This is a genomic window from Terasakiispira papahanaumokuakeensis (assembly GCF_001709345.1).
Classification (GTDB): Bacteria; Pseudomonadota; Gammaproteobacteria; order Pseudomonadales; family Halomonadaceae; genus Terasakiispira; species Terasakiispira papahanaumokuakeensis.
The window spans coordinates 1,772,051-1,792,021 of the sequence record NZ_MDTQ01000001.1 but is presented as its reverse complement, the minus strand read 5'-3'; the positions used below and the strand labels follow the sequence as shown (position 1 = coordinate 1,792,021).

Annotated in this window: 13 protein-coding genes and 1 riboswitch; of the genes, 4 read left to right on the top strand and 9 right to left on the bottom strand. The window is 50.4% G+C overall.

The features are described from left to right. Nucleotides 1-7: 7 nt before the first annotated feature. A complete protein-coding gene (locus tag BFW38_RS07855) occupies nt 8-2,449 on the top strand; it encodes a molybdopterin guanine dinucleotide-containing S/N-oxide reductase (protein WP_068997889.1) in 2,442 nt (813 codons plus the stop codon). A gap of 322 nt (nt 2,450-2,771) precedes the next feature. Next, a riboswitch (cobalamin riboswitch) is annotated at nt 2,772-2,951 on the top strand. A gap of 38 nt (nt 2,952-2,989) precedes the next feature. Then, nucleotides 2,990-3,706, top strand: a complete 717-nt coding sequence (locus tag BFW38_RS07850) for an energy-coupling factor ABC transporter permease (RefSeq protein ID WP_068997888.1) — start codon at nt 2,990-2,992, stop codon at nt 3,704-3,706. A 141-nt stretch (nt 3,707-3,847) separates the two neighbouring features. Here the strand turns inward: BFW38_RS07850 and BFW38_RS18315 are convergent, their stop codons facing one another. Beyond that, the gene (locus tag BFW38_RS18315) at nt 3,848-4,084 is read right to left on the bottom strand and encodes a DUF1127 domain-containing protein (RefSeq protein WP_068997887.1); all 237 of its coding nucleotides are present in this window, start codon (nt 4,082-4,084) and stop codon (nt 3,848-3,850) included. A 267-nt stretch (nt 4,085-4,351) separates the two neighbouring features. Between BFW38_RS18315 and BFW38_RS07840 the strand changes: the two genes are divergently transcribed. Further along, complete coding sequence (locus BFW38_RS07840) at nt 4,352-5,764, top strand: aminotransferase-like domain-containing protein (protein ID WP_068997886.1); 1,413 nt, start codon at nt 4,352-4,354, stop codon at nt 5,762-5,764. Between the two features lie 181 nt (nt 5,765-5,945). Here BFW38_RS07840 and BFW38_RS07835 read toward each other — a convergent pair whose 3' ends face one another. The 4 genes from BFW38_RS07835 to nhaD all read right to left on the bottom strand — a co-directional run bounded on the left by BFW38_RS07835 (nt 5,946) and on the right by nhaD (nt 14,026). Next, entirely contained in the window at nt 5,946-7,841 is a 1,896-nt protein-coding gene (locus BFW38_RS07835) for a methyl-accepting chemotaxis protein (RefSeq protein WP_068997885.1), read from the bottom strand. A 340-nt stretch (nt 7,842-8,181) separates the two neighbouring features. Further along, nucleotides 8,182-10,077 carry a methyl-accepting chemotaxis protein gene (locus tag BFW38_RS07830; RefSeq protein WP_068997884.1) on the bottom strand — a complete coding sequence of 632 codons (1,896 nt, stop codon included), beginning with the start codon at nt 10,075-10,077 and terminating at the stop codon, nt 8,182-8,184. 570 nt (nt 10,078-10,647) lie between these two features. Further along, nucleotides 10,648-12,549, bottom strand: coding sequence for a methyl-accepting chemotaxis protein (locus BFW38_RS07825; protein ID WP_068997883.1), 1,902 nt, complete (start codon nt 12,547-12,549; stop codon nt 10,648-10,650). Between the two features lie 196 nt (nt 12,550-12,745). After that, nucleotides 12,746-14,026 carry a sodium:proton antiporter NhaD gene (nhaD, locus tag BFW38_RS07820; protein WP_068997882.1) on the bottom strand — a complete coding sequence of 427 codons (1,281 nt, stop codon included), beginning with the start codon at nt 14,024-14,026 and terminating at the stop codon, nt 12,746-12,748. Nucleotides 14,027-14,327: 301 nt separating this feature from the next. Here nhaD and BFW38_RS07815 point away from each other — a divergent pair, with 301 nt between their 5' ends. Next, nucleotides 14,328-15,278 (top strand): alpha/beta hydrolase, encoded by a 951-nt coding sequence (locus BFW38_RS07815; RefSeq protein WP_068997881.1) that lies wholly within the window; start codon nt 14,328-14,330, stop codon nt 15,276-15,278. 69 nt (nt 15,279-15,347) lie between these two features. Here the strand turns inward: BFW38_RS07815 and pepQ are convergent, their stop codons facing one another. The 4 genes from pepQ to BFW38_RS07795 form a co-directional block, all read right to left on the bottom strand. Beyond that, a complete protein-coding gene (gene pepQ, locus BFW38_RS07810) occupies nt 15,348-16,712 on the bottom strand; it encodes a Xaa-Pro dipeptidase (protein WP_245686106.1) in 1,365 nt (454 codons plus the stop codon). A gap of 28 nt (nt 16,713-16,740) precedes the next feature. Next, the gene (locus BFW38_RS07805; protein WP_068997880.1) at nt 16,741-17,763 is read right to left on the bottom strand and encodes a LysR family transcriptional regulator; all 1,023 of its coding nucleotides are present in this window, start codon (nt 17,761-17,763) and stop codon (nt 16,741-16,743) included. A 156-nt stretch (nt 17,764-17,919) separates the two neighbouring features. Then, entirely contained in the window at nt 17,920-18,942 is a 1,023-nt protein-coding gene (locus tag BFW38_RS07800) for an ABC transporter ATP-binding protein (RefSeq protein WP_069000302.1), read from the bottom strand. A gap of 37 nt (nt 18,943-18,979) precedes the next feature. Beyond that, on the bottom strand, nt 18,980-19,966 hold the full coding sequence (locus BFW38_RS07795) for an ABC transporter ATP-binding protein (RefSeq protein WP_068997879.1): 987 nt from the start codon (nt 19,964-19,966) through the stop codon (nt 18,980-18,982). Between the last annotated feature and the right edge of the window lie 5 nt (nt 19,967-19,971).

Here is a 19,971-nt window from a genome sequence, read left to right as displayed (position 1 = left end):
AGCAAAGATGAAGACTGAACTTTCACGTCGCGGGTTCCTCAAGGGGGCAGGCGCTGCACTCGCTTTTTCCACGTTCGCACCTGTGTCATGGGCCAACCCTGTGGCCGATGGTCGTGCCGTACTGACTGCCGGTCGTATGGGGCCGATGCTATGTGAGCTTCGCAATGGCAAGCTGGTGGCGACAACCAATGCGTTAAAGCAGACCGTCCCGAATAGTTTGCAAACCACTGGGCCGGATCAGGTCTATACCCAGGCGCGGGTTAAATATCCCATGGTGCGTAAAGGGTTTCTGGCAAATCCGGAAAACCCCGAAGGGACGCGTGGGGATGATGAGTTTGTCCGTATCTCTTGGGATGAGGCCTACAACCTGATCCATCGGCAGCATATGCGGATTCGTAAGACGTATGGCCCCGCATCGATTTTTGCAGGTTCATATGGCTGGCGCTCCAGTGGCATTTTGCACAAGGCGCAGACATTATTGCAGCGCTATATGAGCATGGCGGGGGGCTACTCCGGCCACTTAGGTGATTACTCAACGGGGGCGGCGCAGGTCATCATGCCGCACGTCGTCGGCTCGGTGGAAGTGTATGAGCAACAGACCACTTACCCTGTTGTGTTGGCGCATAGCGATGTTGTGGTGCTGTGGGGGTTGAACCCCATTAATACCCTGAAAATTGCTTGGACCTCAACCGATTGTGCAGGGCTTGAGTTTTTCCATGATTTGAAGAAATCTGGCAAACGGGTGATTGCGATTGATCCCATTCGTTCAGAAACTGTGGAATTTTTTGGCGATCGAGTTGAGTGGGTTGCGCCTCACCCGATGACGGATGTGGCGATGATGCTGGGCATTGCGCATGCATTGGTTGATAAAAATCTTCATGACCAGGCTTTTCTAGCGCGCTATACCACAGGTTACGACCGTTTTGAGGATTACTTGCTCGGCAAGGACGATGGTATTCCCAAAACGCCGCAGTGGGCTGAAAAGATTTGCGGTGTGCCTGCGGCACAATTGGAAACACTGGCCGAAGTGTTTGCTGCACAGCGCACTATGCTGATGGCCGGTTGGGGAATGCAACGCCAGCAATATGGTGAGCAACGTCACTGGATGCTGGTGACGCTTGCGGCCATGCTGGGACAAATCGGTTTGCCAGGCGGTGGTTTTGGCCTGTCTTACCATTATTCCAACGGCGGTAATCCCACTCGTGATGCCGGTGTGTTGCCCGCCATTTCTGCGTCCATTAATGGCGGCTCTTCGGCGGGGAACGATTGGGCGGTTTCAGGGGCGGTTCAGAGTTTCCCTGTTGCGCGTATTGTTGAGGCTCTTGAGAACCCTGGCGGCGAGTATCACCATAACGGCGAAACACGGACATTCCCGGATATTCGCATGATCTGGTGGGCGGGTGGGGGTAACTTTACTCACCATCAGGATACCAATCGCTTGATTCGGGCGTGGCAGAAACCTGAACTGGTGGTCATTTCGGAGCCCTATTGGACCGCTGCAGCCAAGCATGCTGACATTGTCTTGCCGATTACGACATCATTTGAACGTAATGATATGACCATGACCGGTGATTACAGTAATCAGCATCTGGTCCCGATGAAACAAGTAGTGCCGCCGCAATGGGAAGCACGCCATGACTTTGATGTGTTTGCTGATATGGCTGAGCGCCTTAAGGCGGGGGGGCATGATGTTTACACCGAAGGAAAAACGGAAATGGAGTGGCTTTATGAGTTTTATAAAACCGCTCAGCAAAGTGGACGTGCGGCGCGTGTGCCGATGCCTAATTTCGATACCTTCTGGGTGAATAACCAGTTGATCGAAATGAATGAAAATGAAAAGGCCGAGAAATTTGTTCGTTACGCCAGCTTCCGTGAAGACCCTGTGTTAAACCCCTTGGGAACACCTAGCGGGCGGATCGAAATCTATTCGCGCACTATCGAAGGCTTTGGGCTTGAGGATTGTCCTCCCCATCCTGCTTGGTTGGCACCGACTGAGTATACGGGGTCTGCTAAACCCGGCGAGTTGCAGTTAATGACGGCCCATGCGGCCCATCGGTTGCATAGTCAGTTTAACTATTCGCACTTGCGCGATGAATATGCCATTGCCAATCGAGAGCCGATTTGGATCAACACTGAGGATGCGCAACAGCGAGGCATTCAAACAGGTGATCAAGTCAGAGCCTTTAACTCGCGCGGACAAGTTCTGGTGGGAGCATTCGTCACCGATCGCATCAAGCAAGGTTCGGTGTGTATTCATGAAGGGGCATGGCCGGATCTGGATAAAAAAACCGGTATTTGTAAAAACGGTGGGGCGAATGTCCTGACGTTGGATATTCCTTCTTCTCGACTGGCCAATGGGTGTGCAGGTAACTCAGCCTTGGTGAGTATTGAGAAATATACAGGACCTGACTTGCCTTTGACGGCCTTTGATCCGCCAGCCAATGGCTAGGTGGAGTGATTCAAACATTTGCAATAACTCAGGTTTGAAATAATCTAAATTTGAAATAACCCAGATTTGAAATCATTCAACCGTGGGCGCTAAGCGTTCACGGTTTTTTTGTGGCTTATTTTCTAAGCGACATGACCTAGACGATAATCCTATTCATATGTTTTGGCTCATATCAGCCTCTTTATGCTATAAGGCAAGTGCTTGCTCATGGGTGATGGGGTGCTGAATGCCATATTGGCCATTGAGTTAAGTACGATAAGTCGGCTAGGCGATGACTGAGCGATATGCTCTCGGGAGTCGTGTAAGCCCGTCATCAGATTGGGAATCGCATTGTCTCCTCGATATTCGAACATGATGCGATGAAGGGAATATGGTGCAAAGCCATAGCTGCCCCCGCAACTGTAAGTGCTGAGCAAGTCCAATGACCACTGGCGTGAGTCGCCGGGAAGGTGGATAAGCGATGATGCCGAGCCAGGAAACCTGCCCAAACTGCCATTCATCTCATTCATGATAATACGGTGGGTGTTATCAGGAGCGAATATGCATATTGAACCGGGAATTGTCACTGGCGCCAAGCTGGCGCTGAGCTATTTGACTGCCACCAGTGCTTTAACTCTTACGGCAGGGATGGCTTGGGAGACTCTACGTCAAGACGGGGGCGGGTATGCCCTGATATCACGCAGTGTGATCACAACAGTGTTGGTGTTCAGCTTTTTTGAAGTGCTACCTCATCATGCGGTGGGGGTCTCAGAAGTGCATTTGATTCTGGGGTCTACGCTGTTTTTGATGTTTGGTGCAGGCCCCACAGCGGTGGGGTTGGCGTTAGGCTTATTGATGCAAGGCCTCTTCTTCGCCCCCTTCGATTTGCCCCAATATGGCATGAATGTCACCACTTTGCTGGTACCACTTTGGTTGTTGAGCCACTTGGCTCGACGGCTTATTGCACCTGATACCCTTTATGTTCGTGTGACTTATCGTCAGGCTTTGGCGCTGTCAACAGCCTATCAGGGCGGGATCGTGGTTTGGGTGGCCTTCTGGGCGCTGTATGGCCAGGGGGTGAATGCTGAGAACTTGGCATCGGTTGCGAGTTTCGGCATCGCTTATATGAGTGTTGTTATCCTTGAGCCCTTGATCGACCTTGGCGTGCTGGCGCTGGCTAAGACCTTTGCTGGCGTAACGCGTGGTTCCTTATTTAATAGGCGTCTTCATCAGGTAGATCATCACCCAGTGGATAGCAGTCATATCATGCCATCTTGATAGGCGTGGATTAAACACACATGGGCGTTGAAGATATCAGTAAGTTAAGACTGAACCGACCAGTTCTCTCAGCACCCATGCCCTGTTTTTTTAAAGCGGGTGGCATTCGTTTCATGGCCATACGTGTGTATTCAAAGTGTCTTATTTCCATATGGGTTTGCTTACCTCTCTTTGTGCATCGGCTTCGGTGAGTCCAATATCGCGCAGTAAGCGTGCATCCAAATGTCTAAGCATTTGGCGAGAATGGTGTCGTTCTAATGCGGTAAGCGGCCTCTTTTGCGTCGTTTTCCCCGATCTTGTATCGGCGGCCTTCTTGAGTGTGAGCCTACGTCGACATCGCTCGAAAAAAGCAGTGATCCCTTGTGCTGTTAATATCATGCTGTTGCTCCTGGCATCTCTAGGTGGAATTTGGCTGGATTAGAGACCGGTCTCCCGGACATTCTTCAGTGAACCCAGCATAAAAACTTGGGGCGGGGTCATACAGAGTCAGGATTCTGTTTTTTAAGCCATACAGATGACAGTGATGAGAAAGTGTATGGTGATTTTTAAGGAGATCTGTATCGGGCTGGATGCCTTTTATTTAGCGCATAATGAAATACTTGATTTGATTGAGCTTGAGGTCGGGTGAGCCTTGAGGGGAGATGAATGTATTTATACCAGCAGTTGGCTGATCAACTGAGAACACGTATCGAAACCGGTTTTTATCGGCCTGAGGATCGTTTGCCCTCGGTGCGGGTTTTGGCCAATGAGTATCAAGTGAGCCTATCAACCGTTCAGCAGGCCTATCATCAGTTGGAAGACGAGTTCTTGATTGAGGCACGCCCCAAGTCTGGATATTTTGTCTGTGCATTACGCAGACGGCCTAGCTTGCCACCTATAGGGAGAACCACACAGCGACCTGTGGAGGTCTCTCAATGGGATCAGGTGCTTGAAGCGTTAACGCCAGGCCCGCTTGAACAAGAGGTGAGCCTCGTCAGTGGTACGCCTAATATGGAGACACCCACGCTTAAGCCCTTGTTGAAGGCTTTATCGCAGAGTAGCCGTCAGCCGGGTGGGATCGCGATGCTGGATTATGATGCACTTCAGGGAAATGCGTTGTTAAGAACGCAAGTGGCGCGTATGTCGCTACACCATGGTGCACAGCTGCATCCTGATGAAATCCTAATGACGACGGGGTGTCATGAAGCGATTGCCATTGCGATGCGGGCCGTCTGTGAGCCGGGGGGCATTATTGCGGTGGAGTCGCCCGGTTTTTATGGCGCTTTGCAATCGATTCGAGCTTTCGGTATGAAAGCGATGGAAATTCCAACGCATCCTGAGCATGGGATTAGTCTGGAGGCTTTGGAGCTGGCGCTTGAGCAGTGGCCGATTCGCGCGATCCAGGTGACGCCCACTTGTAATAATCCGCTGGGGTACAGTGTTTCAGCAGCGAATAAGCAAGCACTTTATCGCCTAGCACAACGCTTTGATATCGCCATTATTGAAGATGATACCTATGGTGACCTTCACTATGCGGCGATGCGAGAACCCACAATCAAGTCGTTTGATGAAGAGGGGCGTGTCCTGCTATGCAGTGGTTTTTCTAAAGTGCTTGCCCCGGGATTAAGGCTAGGTTGGATTGCGCCTGGGCGCTATTTTGAACGAGCGTTACATATGAAGTATGTGAGCACGGGGTCGACGGCTCAACATAGCCAACTGGCGGTCGCACGGTTTATCGATGATGGCCACTATATGACGCATTTACGGCGGATGAGAAGCCTGTATCAGCAGCAACGCGATCGGGTGCTCGATCAGGTGCAAAGAGATTTTCCAGCGTCGATCCATGTGTCCGATCCGCAAGGGGGATTTTTGCTTTGGTTTGAGTGTGCTCCTGAAATTGACTGCGTTCGCTTAAGCCAGCAGCTCGCTCAAGAAGGTGTTCGTTTTGCGCCAGGGAGCATGTTTTCACCTACAGGTAAATATCGTCATTGCTTGAGGATCAGTTATGCCCGTTGGGGTAAAGCAGAACAGAAAGCGCTGGCACGTATTGGTCAAGCGATTCAAGAGATGATGTCATGATCAATGGTGTCATGATCAATAGGGCAATCATCAATAGGGCAGCCATCAATAGGATTATGTGGGGTTGTTGACGTGATCGACGGTTGTGTTCATAAGACCGCATAAAAAAAGAGCCCCATGATGGGGCTCAAGCGTTTCGACTCGGTCGACTTGGATTATTGAATGACTGAAGTCCGTCGCTTTAAATTTTGAACCGGCTGACTTCATTCTTGACGTCATGAGCCAACTGGCTCAAACGACCTGCTTGTTCAACGCCCGCATTAATTTCGTCGGCTAACTCACTGGCAACTACGCGAATATTTTCTGTATTGCTACTGATATCCTGTGTCACGCTCGTCTGCTCTTCCGCTGCGGTGGCAATCTGTGTCGCCATTTCCGAGATACTGCGAATAGATTCTGCGATCTGAGTAAGGTTTTCAGTCGCTTTATCCGCATCCTTCACACTGGTATCAGCGCGTTGATAGCTGGACTGCATCGATTCCACTGTCTCAGACGTCCGTTTTTGAAGGGCTTCAATCATATGCTGGATTTCGCCCGTCGCCTTGTGGGTGCGCTGTGAAAGCATCCGCACTTCATCGGCGACAACGGCAAAGCCACGACCTTGATCACCGGCTCGTGCGGCTTCAATTGCGGCATTCAAGGCCAATAGATTGGTTTGCTCAGCGATATCACTGATAGTCGATAAAATCGTGCTGATTTTTTGTGCATGATCATCTAAGGCGGCAATACCTTCACCGGCTTTGTTGACCTCATTTGCCAAGGCTCGTGTGGAATCTCGACTTTGCTCAACTTGTTGGCGGCCTGTATTGCCTAAGGTGACAGATTCACTTGCGGCGGCGGCGGTGGACTCTGCATTGCCTGCGATTTCCTGTGTGGCTGAAGCCATCTCTGTAACCGCTGAAGCCACCATGTCGATTTCATTTTGTTGCGTGGTGACACGTTCCGCTCTTTGTGATGAGGCGGCCGACATATTCTGTGCTTCTTCGGCTAAATCCTTGGAAGTTTGTACCAGCCGGGTGACGACGCCATGCATATGATCGACGAATTTGTTAAAACCTTGCGCCAAAAGCCCAATTTCATCTTGTCGTTTGACTTCAATGCGCGTGCGGAGATCGCCTTCACCTTCGGCAATTTCATTCAATGCCTTGGAGACACTGTCGAGATCTTTAAACAGCACTTTAAATAAGGCATAGAGCAAGCCAATAAAGCCGATGAGCATTAAGGCGGCAATGATCAGTTGCCGGGTAAGCACTTTGTATACCGGGGCCATCAATTCGGCTTTATCCATCAAGAAGACCAGGGTCCACTGGGTATCGGGAATTGCCTGGGCATAGGCAAAATCAGTTTTACCCTGGATCTGTTCTTCCAATAGACGGTTATCGGCGGCCAGCATGGTGAGCCGCTGGTTATCCAAGCTCGGTGCAATCTCCGAGGCTTTCTTCATCACCATGTCAGCATCTGGGTGGGCAATGATGTCATTGTTTTTATCAACAATCATCGCTAGCCCTGAGCCTGGAATATCAAGCGTCGCTACCTGCTTTGATAGCTGATCCAGGGTCAGGTTAGCGCCAATAGCACCATAGGGGCTGCCGTGACGATAGACCACATCGGTGACAATCACGCCCAGCTGTTTCAAGGTCGAGCTCATGTATGGAAGCGAGACGCTTGGGCCTCCTGCACTGATCGCATTCTTATACCAGCCGCGCGTTCTAGGGTCATAGTTAGGCCGACTTCGATCGATAGCGGGGTCTTGTCGAAACATTTGGCCATCAGCATTACCGAAATAAGTTAAAGCGAAGCCGCCACTGGCGTAGGCTTGCTGTACGGCAGGGTAGGGCGCAGCATTTGGATACTTTTCCATGTGTCGGGCCAGAGCACTCACAACGCGCTGTCGGCTACTGAGCCAATGGCCCACTTCTTCACCATAAGCGCCAGCGAAGTTTCGGGCATTGTGCAACAGTGAATTCTGCATCTGTTGGGTTAGTGCGCTGGTACTTTCATACACAAGGTAGCCGGTGACCAGTGTAATCGCAGCGACACTGACACTCAGGATGCGTGTTCTGAGTGATATTGCCATATGAAATCAGCTCCTTTTGCCTAAGCAATGCCCGAAGGCCGAATGGGGATGGTGTGACTGAGCGGATGAGCGAGCCCTTAACGAGATGCCCATTGGCTGAATACGCATTATATGATGTATATATCTCATTATATAATCAACTACATGAATCTTTGGTGTTCAATTTGTTCGATTTATGTAAAACACGGGATCTATCGCAGTCGAGGTCTCTGCGAATCGAGGCGCTTATAGCAAATGATGGACTCAGCCGATAAGTGATTAACAGCCGGTATGGTCGGTGTGATGAGCCCTGCCATAGGCAGGGCTCAGGTTGTCAACCGGTCCAATCTCTTAGACTGTCTTAAACTTTAAAACGGGCGACTTCTTCGTCGACTTGATGCGCAAGATTATTCAGGCGTTCAGCTTGCTGTACACCGTTTTGAATCTCTTCTGCCAGTTCACCCGAGACTTGGCGGATAGCCTCGGTATTGCTATTGATATCTTGCGTGACGGATGTTTGTTCTTCAGCAGCGGTTGCAATTTGAGTGGCCATACCGGAAATATTACGAATAGCGTCTGCAATTTGTTCCAGGCTTATCGTCGCTTGATTCGCATCTGCCACACTCTTTTCTGCCATATCACCACTGCGCTGCATCACTTCGACCGTTTCAGCCGTTCGTTTCTGCAGTATTTCAATCATTTGCTGGATTTCCGCCGTGGCGGTATGGGTGCGTTGAGACAGGGTGCGGACTTCATCGGCGACGACGGCAAAACCGCGACCATGTTCTCCTGCACGGGCTGCTTCGATTGCAGCATTCAATGCCAGTAAATTAGTCTGCTCGGCAATATCACTGATAGTGGACAGAATCCCACTGATTTGCTGGACTTGTTCATCAAGTGAAGCAATATTCTGGCGCGCGTTATTGACTTCATCGGCCAGCGAACGCGTTGAAGTTTGACTTTGTTCAACCTGTTGGCTGCCATTACGTCCCAGCTCAACTGAGTGCTCTGATGCTGCTGCCGTGGACTCGGCGTTGCCTGCAATTTCCTGTGTGGCGGCAGCCATCTCGGTGACGGCTGAGGCCACCATGTCAATTTCATCCTGTTGTTGTGTGATTCGACGAGCACGTTGTTCGGATGACGCCGACATTCCCTGGGCTTCTGAGGCGAGCTGTTCGGAGGTGGTTTTCAAGCGTGAGACAACGCCATGCATGTGGGCGACGAAACGGTTAAAGCCATCGGCCAATTGACCAATTTCATCTTGGCGTTTGATTTCAATTCGTGCCGTCAAATCACCTTCCCCGCGTGCAATGTCTCTCAGTGCCAGCACGACACGTTCAAGGTCACGGAACATGACGCGGAACAGGCCATATAACAGTGCTGCAAAGATGATCAGCATGACCAACGCAACGATGACTTGCCGGGTCAGCGTCTTGTAGACCGGTGCCATGAGTAAATCTCGATCCATCAGAAACACTAACGACCAATTCGGAGTGTTGGGGATCGCTTGTGCGTAAGCAAAATAGTTATGGTCGTCAATATTGTATTCATCCAAGCGGTCATTACGGATCAAGTTGTTTAATGCCTGCGGGGCCAACTGAGGTGAGATCTCGGCGGCTTTTTTCATGACTCGATCTTTATCGGGATGCGCAATAATGAGGTTGTCGCCATTAATGATCATGGCTCGCCCGTCGCCGGGTACGTCCAACGAACGGACTTGTTCTGAGAGTTGGCCTAAGGTCAGTGTGGTGCCAACAGCGCCGATGAAATTGCCATTCTTTTTAACTGCATCAACTAAGGTGACGACTAGGGAGTTCAGTGTTGCACTGGTGTAAGGCGTGGTGATGCTGGGGCCATTGTGCTGTTTCGCCAGTTTATACCAAGGCCGGATTCTTGGGTCGTAACTTTTATCAGTATCCAGTGAGGGGTCTTGTCGAAACATTTGCCCTGACTCATTACCAAAGAAAGCGACACCAAAACCGCCGCTTTCAAGGGCCTGTCTCACCATGGGGTAGGGGGACGCTTCAGGACGCCGTTCGATAGCGCGGGCTAAAGCGGACGACACCGACTGCCGGGCACTTAACCAATGCCCCACATCCTGACCATAAGCACTGGCAAAGTTACTCGCATTTTGGAACAGTGATGTCCGCATTTGCTGCGTCATTGATAAACTGTTTTCTGTCATGAGGTAGCCCGTTGTCAAAGCAACAGCCAGCAGGCTGACGCTGAGAATCCGGGTTCTTAAGGACACTGTCATTGAACATACTCCATCATGCTTATTGTGATTGACCGCTTCAGGGCGTTTCTCGGTCAGATCCTTACTTTTATTGTTATGTTAATCACTGTGAGGTGGCTCTTCCTCGCTCCGGCGGCCCTTTCTTACGTGCGGCCAGAGTCCCTATGATCCAGCGACACTGGTCATCATCAGTCTTCTTATTATTGTGCTGCATATAGACTTTTTATCTTTGAGCGAACCTTTATGGGGTAGGGTTAAATTAGTGGCTTATTATGTATTCTCAGTGGAATCGAAGATTGAATCTATGAGAGTTTCGTTCTTGATTAATGGGAGATGCGTCGTGCTGTTAACCCCCCGTAACAGCACGTAGGTAAGGCCCTCGTTGGGTGGTAGAGTGGTTGGGTCAGTTGAGAGCATGTCATGACAGGCTTAATCAGTGTTATTGGCCATTGGTGGATACAATGCGGTTAATTCATCTGCACTCGTTCAATCCTGCTTATGAACTCAATTGCTTTGAGGGCATCAACAATGCCCCCATGTGAAACGGGGGCATGTGAGGGTCAAACCGTAGGCTTGGATCGGAGGAGAAGGTCAGGTTTTAAAGCGTCCAACCTCTTCATCAACGCTTCGGGCAAGGTTGTTTAATCGTTCTGCTTGTTGAACGCCCTCTTGAATTTCTTCGGCCAATTCACTCGAGACTAGTCGGATTGTTTCTGTATTGCTGTTGATGTCCTGTGTGACAGAGGTTTGCTCTTCGGCCGCTGCGGCAATTTGTGTCGCCATGCTAGAGATACTATTAATGGCATCCGCGATTTGGACTAGGCTTTCCGTCGCTTCATTAGCATCATGCACACTGGTATCTGCCATGGTTTGACTGCGCTGCATCACTTCAACGGCTTCAGCCGTCCGTTTTTGAAGGGCTTCGATCATGTCCTGGATTTCTCCAGTCGCAGTGTGTGTGCGTTGAGAGAGGCTACGGACTTCATCGGCGACGACGGCAAATCCACGGCCATGCTCTCCGGCGCGGGCGGCTTCGATGGCGGCGTTTAGGGCCAATAGATTAGTCTGCTCTGCAATATCGCTGATGGTTGAGAGAATGCCGCTGATTTTCTGCGCATGCTCATCTAGTGCTGAGATGTTCTCACCGGCACTGCCCACTTCGTTGGCCAGTGATCGCGTTGAATCGCGACTTTGTTCAACCTGACGGCGACCATTGTGTCCTAAATCGACTGAGTGCTCGGCTGCAGTGGCTGTTGATTCGGCATTCCCCGCGATCTCTTGGGTCGCGGCTGCCATTTCGGTGACGGCTGAGGCGACCATATCAATCTCGTCTTGTTGCTTTATCACCCTTTGCGCCCTTTGCTCTGAAGATGAGGACATGTTCTGAGCTTCATGGGCTAATTGCTCTGAGGTCCTTTTCAAACGCGTGACAACGCCATGCATATGCTCGACAAAGCGATTAAAACCATCGGCGAGTAAACCAATTTCATCGTGATGCTTAATGTCGATGCGGGAGGTAAGGTCGCCTTCACCGCGCGAAATGCCATCCAAAGCATGGGCAACGCGCTCCAGATCACGGAACATCACCCGGAACAGTGTATACAGTAATGCCGTGAATACGAGTAGGATCACGACCGCGACAATCAATTGCCGAGTAATGGTTTTGTAAACCGGTGACATTAATTCATCACGATCCATCAGAAATACAAGCGACCAGTCAGGGGTGTCGGGTATGGCTTGGGCATAGGCAAAGTAGGTGTTCTCATCAATGCTGTACTCATCAAGCCGATTTTCCCTAATCAAACGATGGAGTACTTGAGGTTCCAGGTCCGAGGATAACTCGGATGCTTTTTTCATGATCCAGTCCTGATCGGCATAAGCAATCACATTATTATCATTATCGATAATCATGGCGCGTCCTGAACCCGGCACCGTCAAGGCTGAAATTTGCTTAGAGAGTTGTCCTAATGTCAGGTTGGCACCGACGGAACCGGCAAATTTTCCATTACGTTTTACTGGGTCCACCAGGGTGACGACCAGCTCTTGTAATGTAGCACTGACATAGGCCGGCGTGATGGCAGGCTGTTGCTCCGCTTTTGCCAGTTTGTACCAGCCTCTGACACGCGGGTCATAATTGTCGTCACGGTTGATATCCAGTGATGGATCCTGGCGGAACATTTCACCTTGCTCATTACCGTAATAGGTTAATCCGAAGCTGCCGCTGCGATGTGCTTGAAGGATCGCGGGATAGGCGGAAGTATCCGGATTCTCCTCAATAAAACGGGCTAATGATGACATGATCGTTTGTCTGACTTTGAGCCAGTGTCCAACATCCTCACCGTAAGCTCCGGCGAAATTGCGTGCATTATTCAGTAATGCTGTGCGCATTTGCTTTGTCATAGACAGACTATTCTCAATGACGAGATAACCTGTCGTCAGTGCAATAGCGAGGACACTGACACTGAGTATGCGAGTCCTAAGAGATATGGCCATTATTCGTGCTCCATTTATTTGAATCGGTCTCTCAATGTCCAGCCAGTCAGTGACCAGTGTCATGTTTTGTTGGAATGTTACAGCTTAGCAGATCATCAGTTTAAACTATTTTCAATCACTCTTGAGGGTGTGATCGAGGTCCATTTTTTGATCTTAATTAGCTTTTCCTTTTTTAAGGCGATTAAGGCGCCAAACTCTAATGTAAAAACCAGTGTCCCATCTGATAGGCCATCAAATAACCACCGCTGTAGGCCAATAAGAGTAGCGGTGCATATTTTAGGTAGCTTATGAAATTAAGAGCGGCGACTTTACTGAGTGCAATGATACCCGCTGCAGAACCGATGACCAGTAGTGAGCCTCCTACTCCCGCAGCATAGGTAAACGCCAGCCATTCGCCTGGGGCCATATTAATATCCGCTTTTAAGACCGCAGCGGTTAATGGCACATTGTCAATCAGGGCTGAAAAAAGCCCGGTGAGATAGTTGGCGGCCAGTATAGGCACCTCTGCGTAAAGAAGCGGTAATGCTGAGAGCGCCCCAATTTCTTTGAGCATTCCGACGATCAGCAGAATACCGAGAAAGAATAGCAAGGTGTCATACTCGATGATGCGGATATAATCGAGAATATAACGCTCTTGAGACTCTGATTGAGTGCCCCAGTGGCCGATTAAAAATAGAATGGAGAGTCCAAACAAGAAGGTCAGCAAAGGGGGGATGCTGAATAAAATATTACCTAAAATAGTGCCCAGGATCGTCAGCAGAAATAACCCTGCAATTAATGTGTCAAGAGGCCTTACTCGCGTGGGGTCTGTTGTGATTTCGAGTGTACCATTCATGCCAATGGAGAGTAGTAAGGCCAACCCCAATACGGAGAGCATGGCGGGTACAACCAGCAACAGCAGATGCTGAATCTCAACTTTGTCGGCCATGAAAATCATCAGCGTTGTGACATCGCCGGTGATCAAAGATACGCCCCCAGAGTTTACCGAGAAGACCACGAGTACGGCCATGCGGACGAGTTTTTTGGGCGGTAAATCCAACGACATGAGTAGCGCGATTGATACTAATGTGGCAGTAATGTTATCGGCGAGGGACGAAAAGATAAAAGCAAAGCCGCCAGTGAGCAACAAGAGCTTCCGTTCACTTATTTTTCGTGGCAGTACGCGATAGATCACCACACGGATAAGCCCCTTACTATTGAGATAAGCAACAAACGTCATTGCAGCCATCAGGAAGAGCCATAAAGTGGCAATTTCAAGGATATTCTCGTTCAGCCGCTCCGGTATGTTATGCAAGTGCAGCTGATCCCCAAACATAAACAGGAGTAGCCAGCTGAGCGTCCCTAGAAATAGCGTACTCTTGGCTTTGTTGAGGTGAATCACATCCTCAAGCACAATCAAAATAAATGCGAGAATGGCTAATCCTATGAGGCCATAAGTCAGCAATCCTGTTGCCGGTAACCCACTTGTTAACGCCATCGTTTTGCCTCTCTCCTTGAATTGGATGCACTAAATTTGTGGTGTTTTTTTTGTGCGGTGCAATAAATGTTGGCGTAAAGTGTTGCCCGTGGGCCTGACGAGGTCAATTCAACTAAGGCTTCATATAGGGCTTGGTCTGCGTGGTATAAACGATTGGATATCCCATCATCATCTGTGATGCAGAATAATCGTTGCAGTGTTAAAGCCTCGTACTTCAAGCCTGCGGGTACTTAAAGCCTAGTCGCTAAAGAATTGAACTTGAGGCATTGATATTAAGGCGCCGAATATAAGGAGTGTACTGATGCCCCAGCTTGATCCGACACTGTTCCGTTGGTTAGAGAAAGTGAATGAGTTGAATAAAAATGCCGATACGCGCTCATTTAATGTGGCTGAGGTGCGCCAAGCCTTGGCGGCGATGACGGCCAATTATGTGACTCAAACCGTTACTATTGCCTCTGTCGAAGAGATGTCCCTGCGTGCACCCGAGGGGCACGAGATCCAAGTGCGTATTTATAATCCTTGCCCGGAGCGGGTAGCGCCTTTGAACATTTTCTTTCATGGTGGCGGTCATATGGCCGGCAGTGTGGAGGTTTATGACCCTATTGCTAGACGCTTGGCAAAAAACCTTAAACAGATTGTGGCTTCTGTCGAGTATCGGCTGAGCCCTGAGTTTATGTACCCGGCTGGATTGGATGATGCGCGTCATGTTGTGCGTTATTTAGCCGACCACCTTAAGCGCAAAGGTTATCTGTTCAGCGACAAGCGCCATTTAATTGGCGATTCCGGTGGTGGTGCACTGGTGGCTACTTTAGCCGCCGAATCTCAAGCCGATGAGTCGTTGCAAGTTGATCGCCAGGTGCTGATTTACCCCAGTTTGGATTACACCTTACAGCAGCCCGCTATTGAAGCACTGGGGAAGGGGTATCTATTAGAGCGTGATCGTATTGCTTGGTATTTTGAGCAGTATATGGGATCCGATGCGTCGCTACGTTATGAGGCTTCTCCTTTATTTATGCCGGTGTCGCCTGAGTTGCCGGTGACTCTGCTGATTACGGCTGGTTTTTGCCCCCTCAGTGGTGAAGGGCAGGCCTACTATCAACGTCTCAAGGCAGCAGGCGTATCTGTTGAGCATCACCACTTCGGGGACTTGATTCATGCTTATTTGAATCTTGAAAATCTGGTGCCTAATGCTTGTCGGCATACCTATGAACAAATCGCGACTTTTTTGGATCCGGCGCAGGCTCATTATTAAGGCGACCAAGATTAAGACGATCTAGATTAAGACGATCTAGATTAAGACGATCAAGCCTAACCGGTTGAATTAAACTTCGGGCTGACCGACACCGAGTCCGTGGTCTGAGGCTCGGGTCAGATTTTCAGCGCCGTCAGCGGTTACCCAAAGGTTGTCTTCGATGCGGATGCCACCGCAAGGCGCCAGGGCTTCAATCAAAGACCAATCCAAATGTTGGCTCATTGGGCCGTTGCGCAGGCTGGCTAATAGGCTATCGATAAAGTAGAGCCCGGGCTCGATGGTCAACAGCATGCCCGCTTCTAATGTATGCGTCAGCCGAAGTGCAGGGTGTGCCTGGGGCGGCGGTACCGGTTGTCCGCTAGCCGTCTCAAGCCCCCCCACATCGTGTACTTGAGTGCCTAGGAAATGGCCTAGTCCGTGGGGGAAGAACGCTCGCGTCATGCCCGTTTCGACGATGGCTTCAGTGGTGATTTGGCCTTTGATTAAGCCGGAAGCCTGTAACAGCAGGGCAACCCCTTGGTGAGTTTTGTCATGAAGTTCGACAAAATCAACGCCTGGTTTGACCTCTTGGGTTAGTTTTTGTTGGAGTTGATCGAGCCCATTAATCAGCGCCGCAAAACGCGGCTGATCCAGCGCGGCCCAGGTTCGGGTAATGTCGGAGCAATAACCGCGATAACGAACGCCAGCATCAATTAACAGGCTGTTGAGCGTTTGCGGCGTCTGATTCTGATAGTGTTGATAATGTAAAACCCCGGCATGTTCATTCAGGCCAATAATACTGTGATAAGGCGCATCACTTTCACTTTGTTGCGTACCTTTTTGCCAAGCCAGATGAATATCAAATTCACTGCCGCCTTGATAAAAGGCATCTCGGGCTGCTCGATGGCCCATGAGGGCAAGGCGTGAGGCTTCCAATGTACAGCGGGCTTCATAAGCTGTTTTGTGGATACGCAGTGCATTCAGTGCGCTGACGAACGAACGCGGATTGCAATGTGACTTTTCAACTGGAATCGATAAAGACTCGATATCACCCACAACGACGGTTGAACCCACTTCGGCCACTTGTTCCAATGGCCAGCCTCGGGCTTTGATGGGCTCAATGCGCATGATCTGGGCCAGTGCCCCCTCTGGTAGAGTGGGCGTGGCATGCCAATAGTCCTCCGGCGCATAGCAAAATAGCCGTGGGGGATGATCCTGGGTGATCTCCAACCAGCTATCCGAAAGCCCTGTTAACCCTGTCCAATGCAGAAAATGGCCGTATCCAGGGTGAGGGGCGCTTTGATCATCGGCAAAATGCGGGTGAGCATGGCCACTGTAAATAACCAATCGGTTCCAGCCCTGCTCCGCAAGCAATGTGCGCGTTCGAGTCAACAGCTGTTCTAGATGGGTGATTTGTAACTGTTGCAAATCCTGATTTTGCCACGATGTCATCATTAATCTCTCGATATTATTCAGTATGGCGTCAACCACTTATCTCAGTATCCATGGTGCAGCTTGATGGCGATGTGAGGTAGTCCCAAAGGCTTTCGACGCCAGGGTGGCGTGGATGCGTCAAGCTCACTAAACGAACTTCCAAGGGGATATCAAAATCTTGCTGACCGGCTCGGGTCAGTGGGCCATATTGTGCACTCGGCCCGGCGATTCGGGTGGGCAACCAACCCATGCCATAGCCTTGTTTAATCAGTGATTTGACATTAGCTGACTGTATATTGTCGTTTAAAGGAAGCAGATGAGTTTGAGTGGCTGTCCGCGCCAAATGTGCCGCAATGGCGGGAGCCATAAAGCTTCGTGGATGGTAGCCAATAAAAGGCGTTGGTCGCTCACTGGTGCCTGGCAGCTGAAAGCGAGGGCTTCCATCGCCAGCGTGATGCACTGGAACATGCTGTTCTGGATCATTGTTTTCTGGATGATTGCGTCCCGAATCATTTTGAGTCGATTTATTTTGAACGATGCTATAAGGGACGAGTGTCTCATGATCCAGCGTCAGTGAACGAAAGCGCGGGCTGGCAAGCCGTTGTGCCCAAGGCAGATCAGCATGCCAATAAATCAGAATGAGTTCGCATTCCCCTTGGTCCAGTGCATCCAGGTAGTCTTCTCCAATCCAGCTGGTGGCTTTCAGGTTGAGGGCGAGACGGTCTTTAAGTTGATGTTGGTGCGCCCACTCCTGAAAGAAATGAGAAAATAGGCTTTGTGTCGCTGCAAACGGAATTTTAGATTCTGCCTCGGCTTGCAGTGTGGCAATTCGCTCTCGTGTTTCCCTGACTTCAGTGCTGACTCTTTCGCACATCCCCAGAAACAGCTCACCCTCTCGAGTGAGCGATAAAGGCAGCGTCTGACGATTGATCAGCGTGGTGCCCATCGCTTCTTCAAGTAGCTTTATACGCCGACTAAATGTCGGCTGGCTGACATACTGTTGTTCGGCTGCTCGTGAGAAATGACGAGTCTCAGCCAACGCCATGAAATCCTCAAGCCAGCGTATTTCCATGCTTGCCCCAGTAGTATTGGTCAATCGCAATAGCGCATTGGCCTGGTGACCGTATTGTTGTCATGTCGATTGCTTGAATATCGATTACTTCAATGTCGACCCTTGAGTTCACCCAAGGGTCAATCATTAAATCTTAATATAATCTATTCCGGATTGTTATAGCCTGCCTTCCTGTACGGCATGGCAGGCGACTTGACCGCCTGCCGTCGGAATAAGTTGTGGCTTTTCAGTACGGCAACGTTGGTCGGCGTAAGGGCAGCGACCATGAAAAACACAGCCGCTAGGTAGATTGACTGGGGTGGGGACTTCGCCTTGCAACCGAATGTGGGTGGGGCGATCATCTTCGAGCCTAGGAATGGCTGATAATAAGGCTTGCGTATAAGGGTGGCGAGGGTTGGCAAACAGTTCACGGGTGGTAGCCAGCTCACAGACAGTGCCTAAATACATGACCGCGACACGTGTGCCAAAGTGTTCGACTACTGAGAGGTCGTGAGTGATGAATAAGTAGGTCAGGCCGCGAGCTTCCTGAGCATCCATCATGAGATTGAGTACTTGCGCTTGAATGGAGACATCTAACGCTGAAATGGGCTCATCTGCGACGATAAACTCTGGATCTACCGCCAGTGCGCGAGCAATGGATATACGCTGACGCTGCCCGCCAGAAAATTCATGGGCGTAACGCTTTCCCCAATCCGGATTAATCCCGACCGCATGCATCACTTCGTGGACTTTATCACCGACTTCACTGGGATTAAGACCTGGCTGATGAAACCTCAAGGGCTCTTCTAGGGTTTGTTGAATCGTCATCCTCGGGTTGAGTGAGGCATAAGGATTCTGGAAGATCATTTGCATACGCCGACGGTAGGGCAGCATGGCTTTGGCGGGTAAATGATCAATACGCTGGCCATCATAGTGAATTTCTCCACCTGAGGGGCTGATCAAGCCCATCACCGTGCGCGCTACGGTGGATTTACCACAGCCGGATTCGCCCACCACGCACAAGGCTTCTCCTTTTTGTACCTCAAGGGTGACGCCATTGATCGCGTGGACAAACTCTTGGTGGCGTTGCAGCTTACCCTCTTTGAATTGCAACTGTTCGAGCCAGCTGCCGGAAAGGTCGAAACGTTTTTCCAGATCCTGTATGCGCACCAGCGTTTGGGTCTCAGTCGATGGTTGCATTGAGGCCTCAGCGTTTGTCGTCTTGTGGGTCGTGACATCAGGCATGGTGCTGTGCCTCCTCAATCATTTCTCTCACCATATGGCACGCCACCTGACAGCCCCCTGAGGTGACAAATTCAGGCATGACGTGACGGCAATGTTCCGTGGCAAAATCGCAGCGAGGATTAAACGCACAGCCGCTAGGAATCGCGTTCAGTGAAGGCATCGCGCCACGAATCTGATTTAAGCGTTGGCCTGGGTCTGCCATCTGGGGCAGGGCATTGATCAACCCTTGGGTATAAGGGTGTTGGGCATCATTAATAATTTCTTTGGTGGGGCCCTGTTCAATGATACGACCGGCATACATCACCAGCGTGCGCTGGGTGACTTGTGAGACCACCCCAAGATCGTGGGTAATGAGCATTAGCGCGACGTTATGTTGTTCACACAGCTCCAGTAGCAAGGCCATGATTTCGGCTTGAATAGTGACGTCCAGCGCGGTGGTGGGCTCATCAGCAATGATAATGTCGGGGTCTAACAGCAGCGCAATCGCAATGATAATACGCTGGCGCATCCCCCCTGACAGTTCATGCGGGTATTGATCCAACCGTTTTTGCGGTGATGGAATCTGGACTTGCTTGAGCCGGTCTAGCGCAATCTCTCGAGCTTCACGATGGCTGATGCGTCGGTGAGCGCGTAAGCATTCCACCATCTGCTCACCAATCGAGAGTACCGGATTGAGTGTCATCATCGGATCTTGAAAAATCATTGAGATCCGATGGCCCCTGATCTGACGTAATTGATGCTCGCTCATGGCGGATAGGGTCTGGCCATCAAAATGAATATCACCCCCGGCAATATAGCCAGGTTGGGCGATCAGATTCAGTATTGAAAAGGCCGCCACTGATTTACCCGCGCCGGATTCGCCGACAATGCCCAGCCGTTCACCACGATCCAAGCTAAAGCTGACATCGCGCAGTGCTTGGATATCACCGCCACGCAGGGCGAAGCGCACATCCAAATGATTGACTTCTAAAAGCGCCATTTATG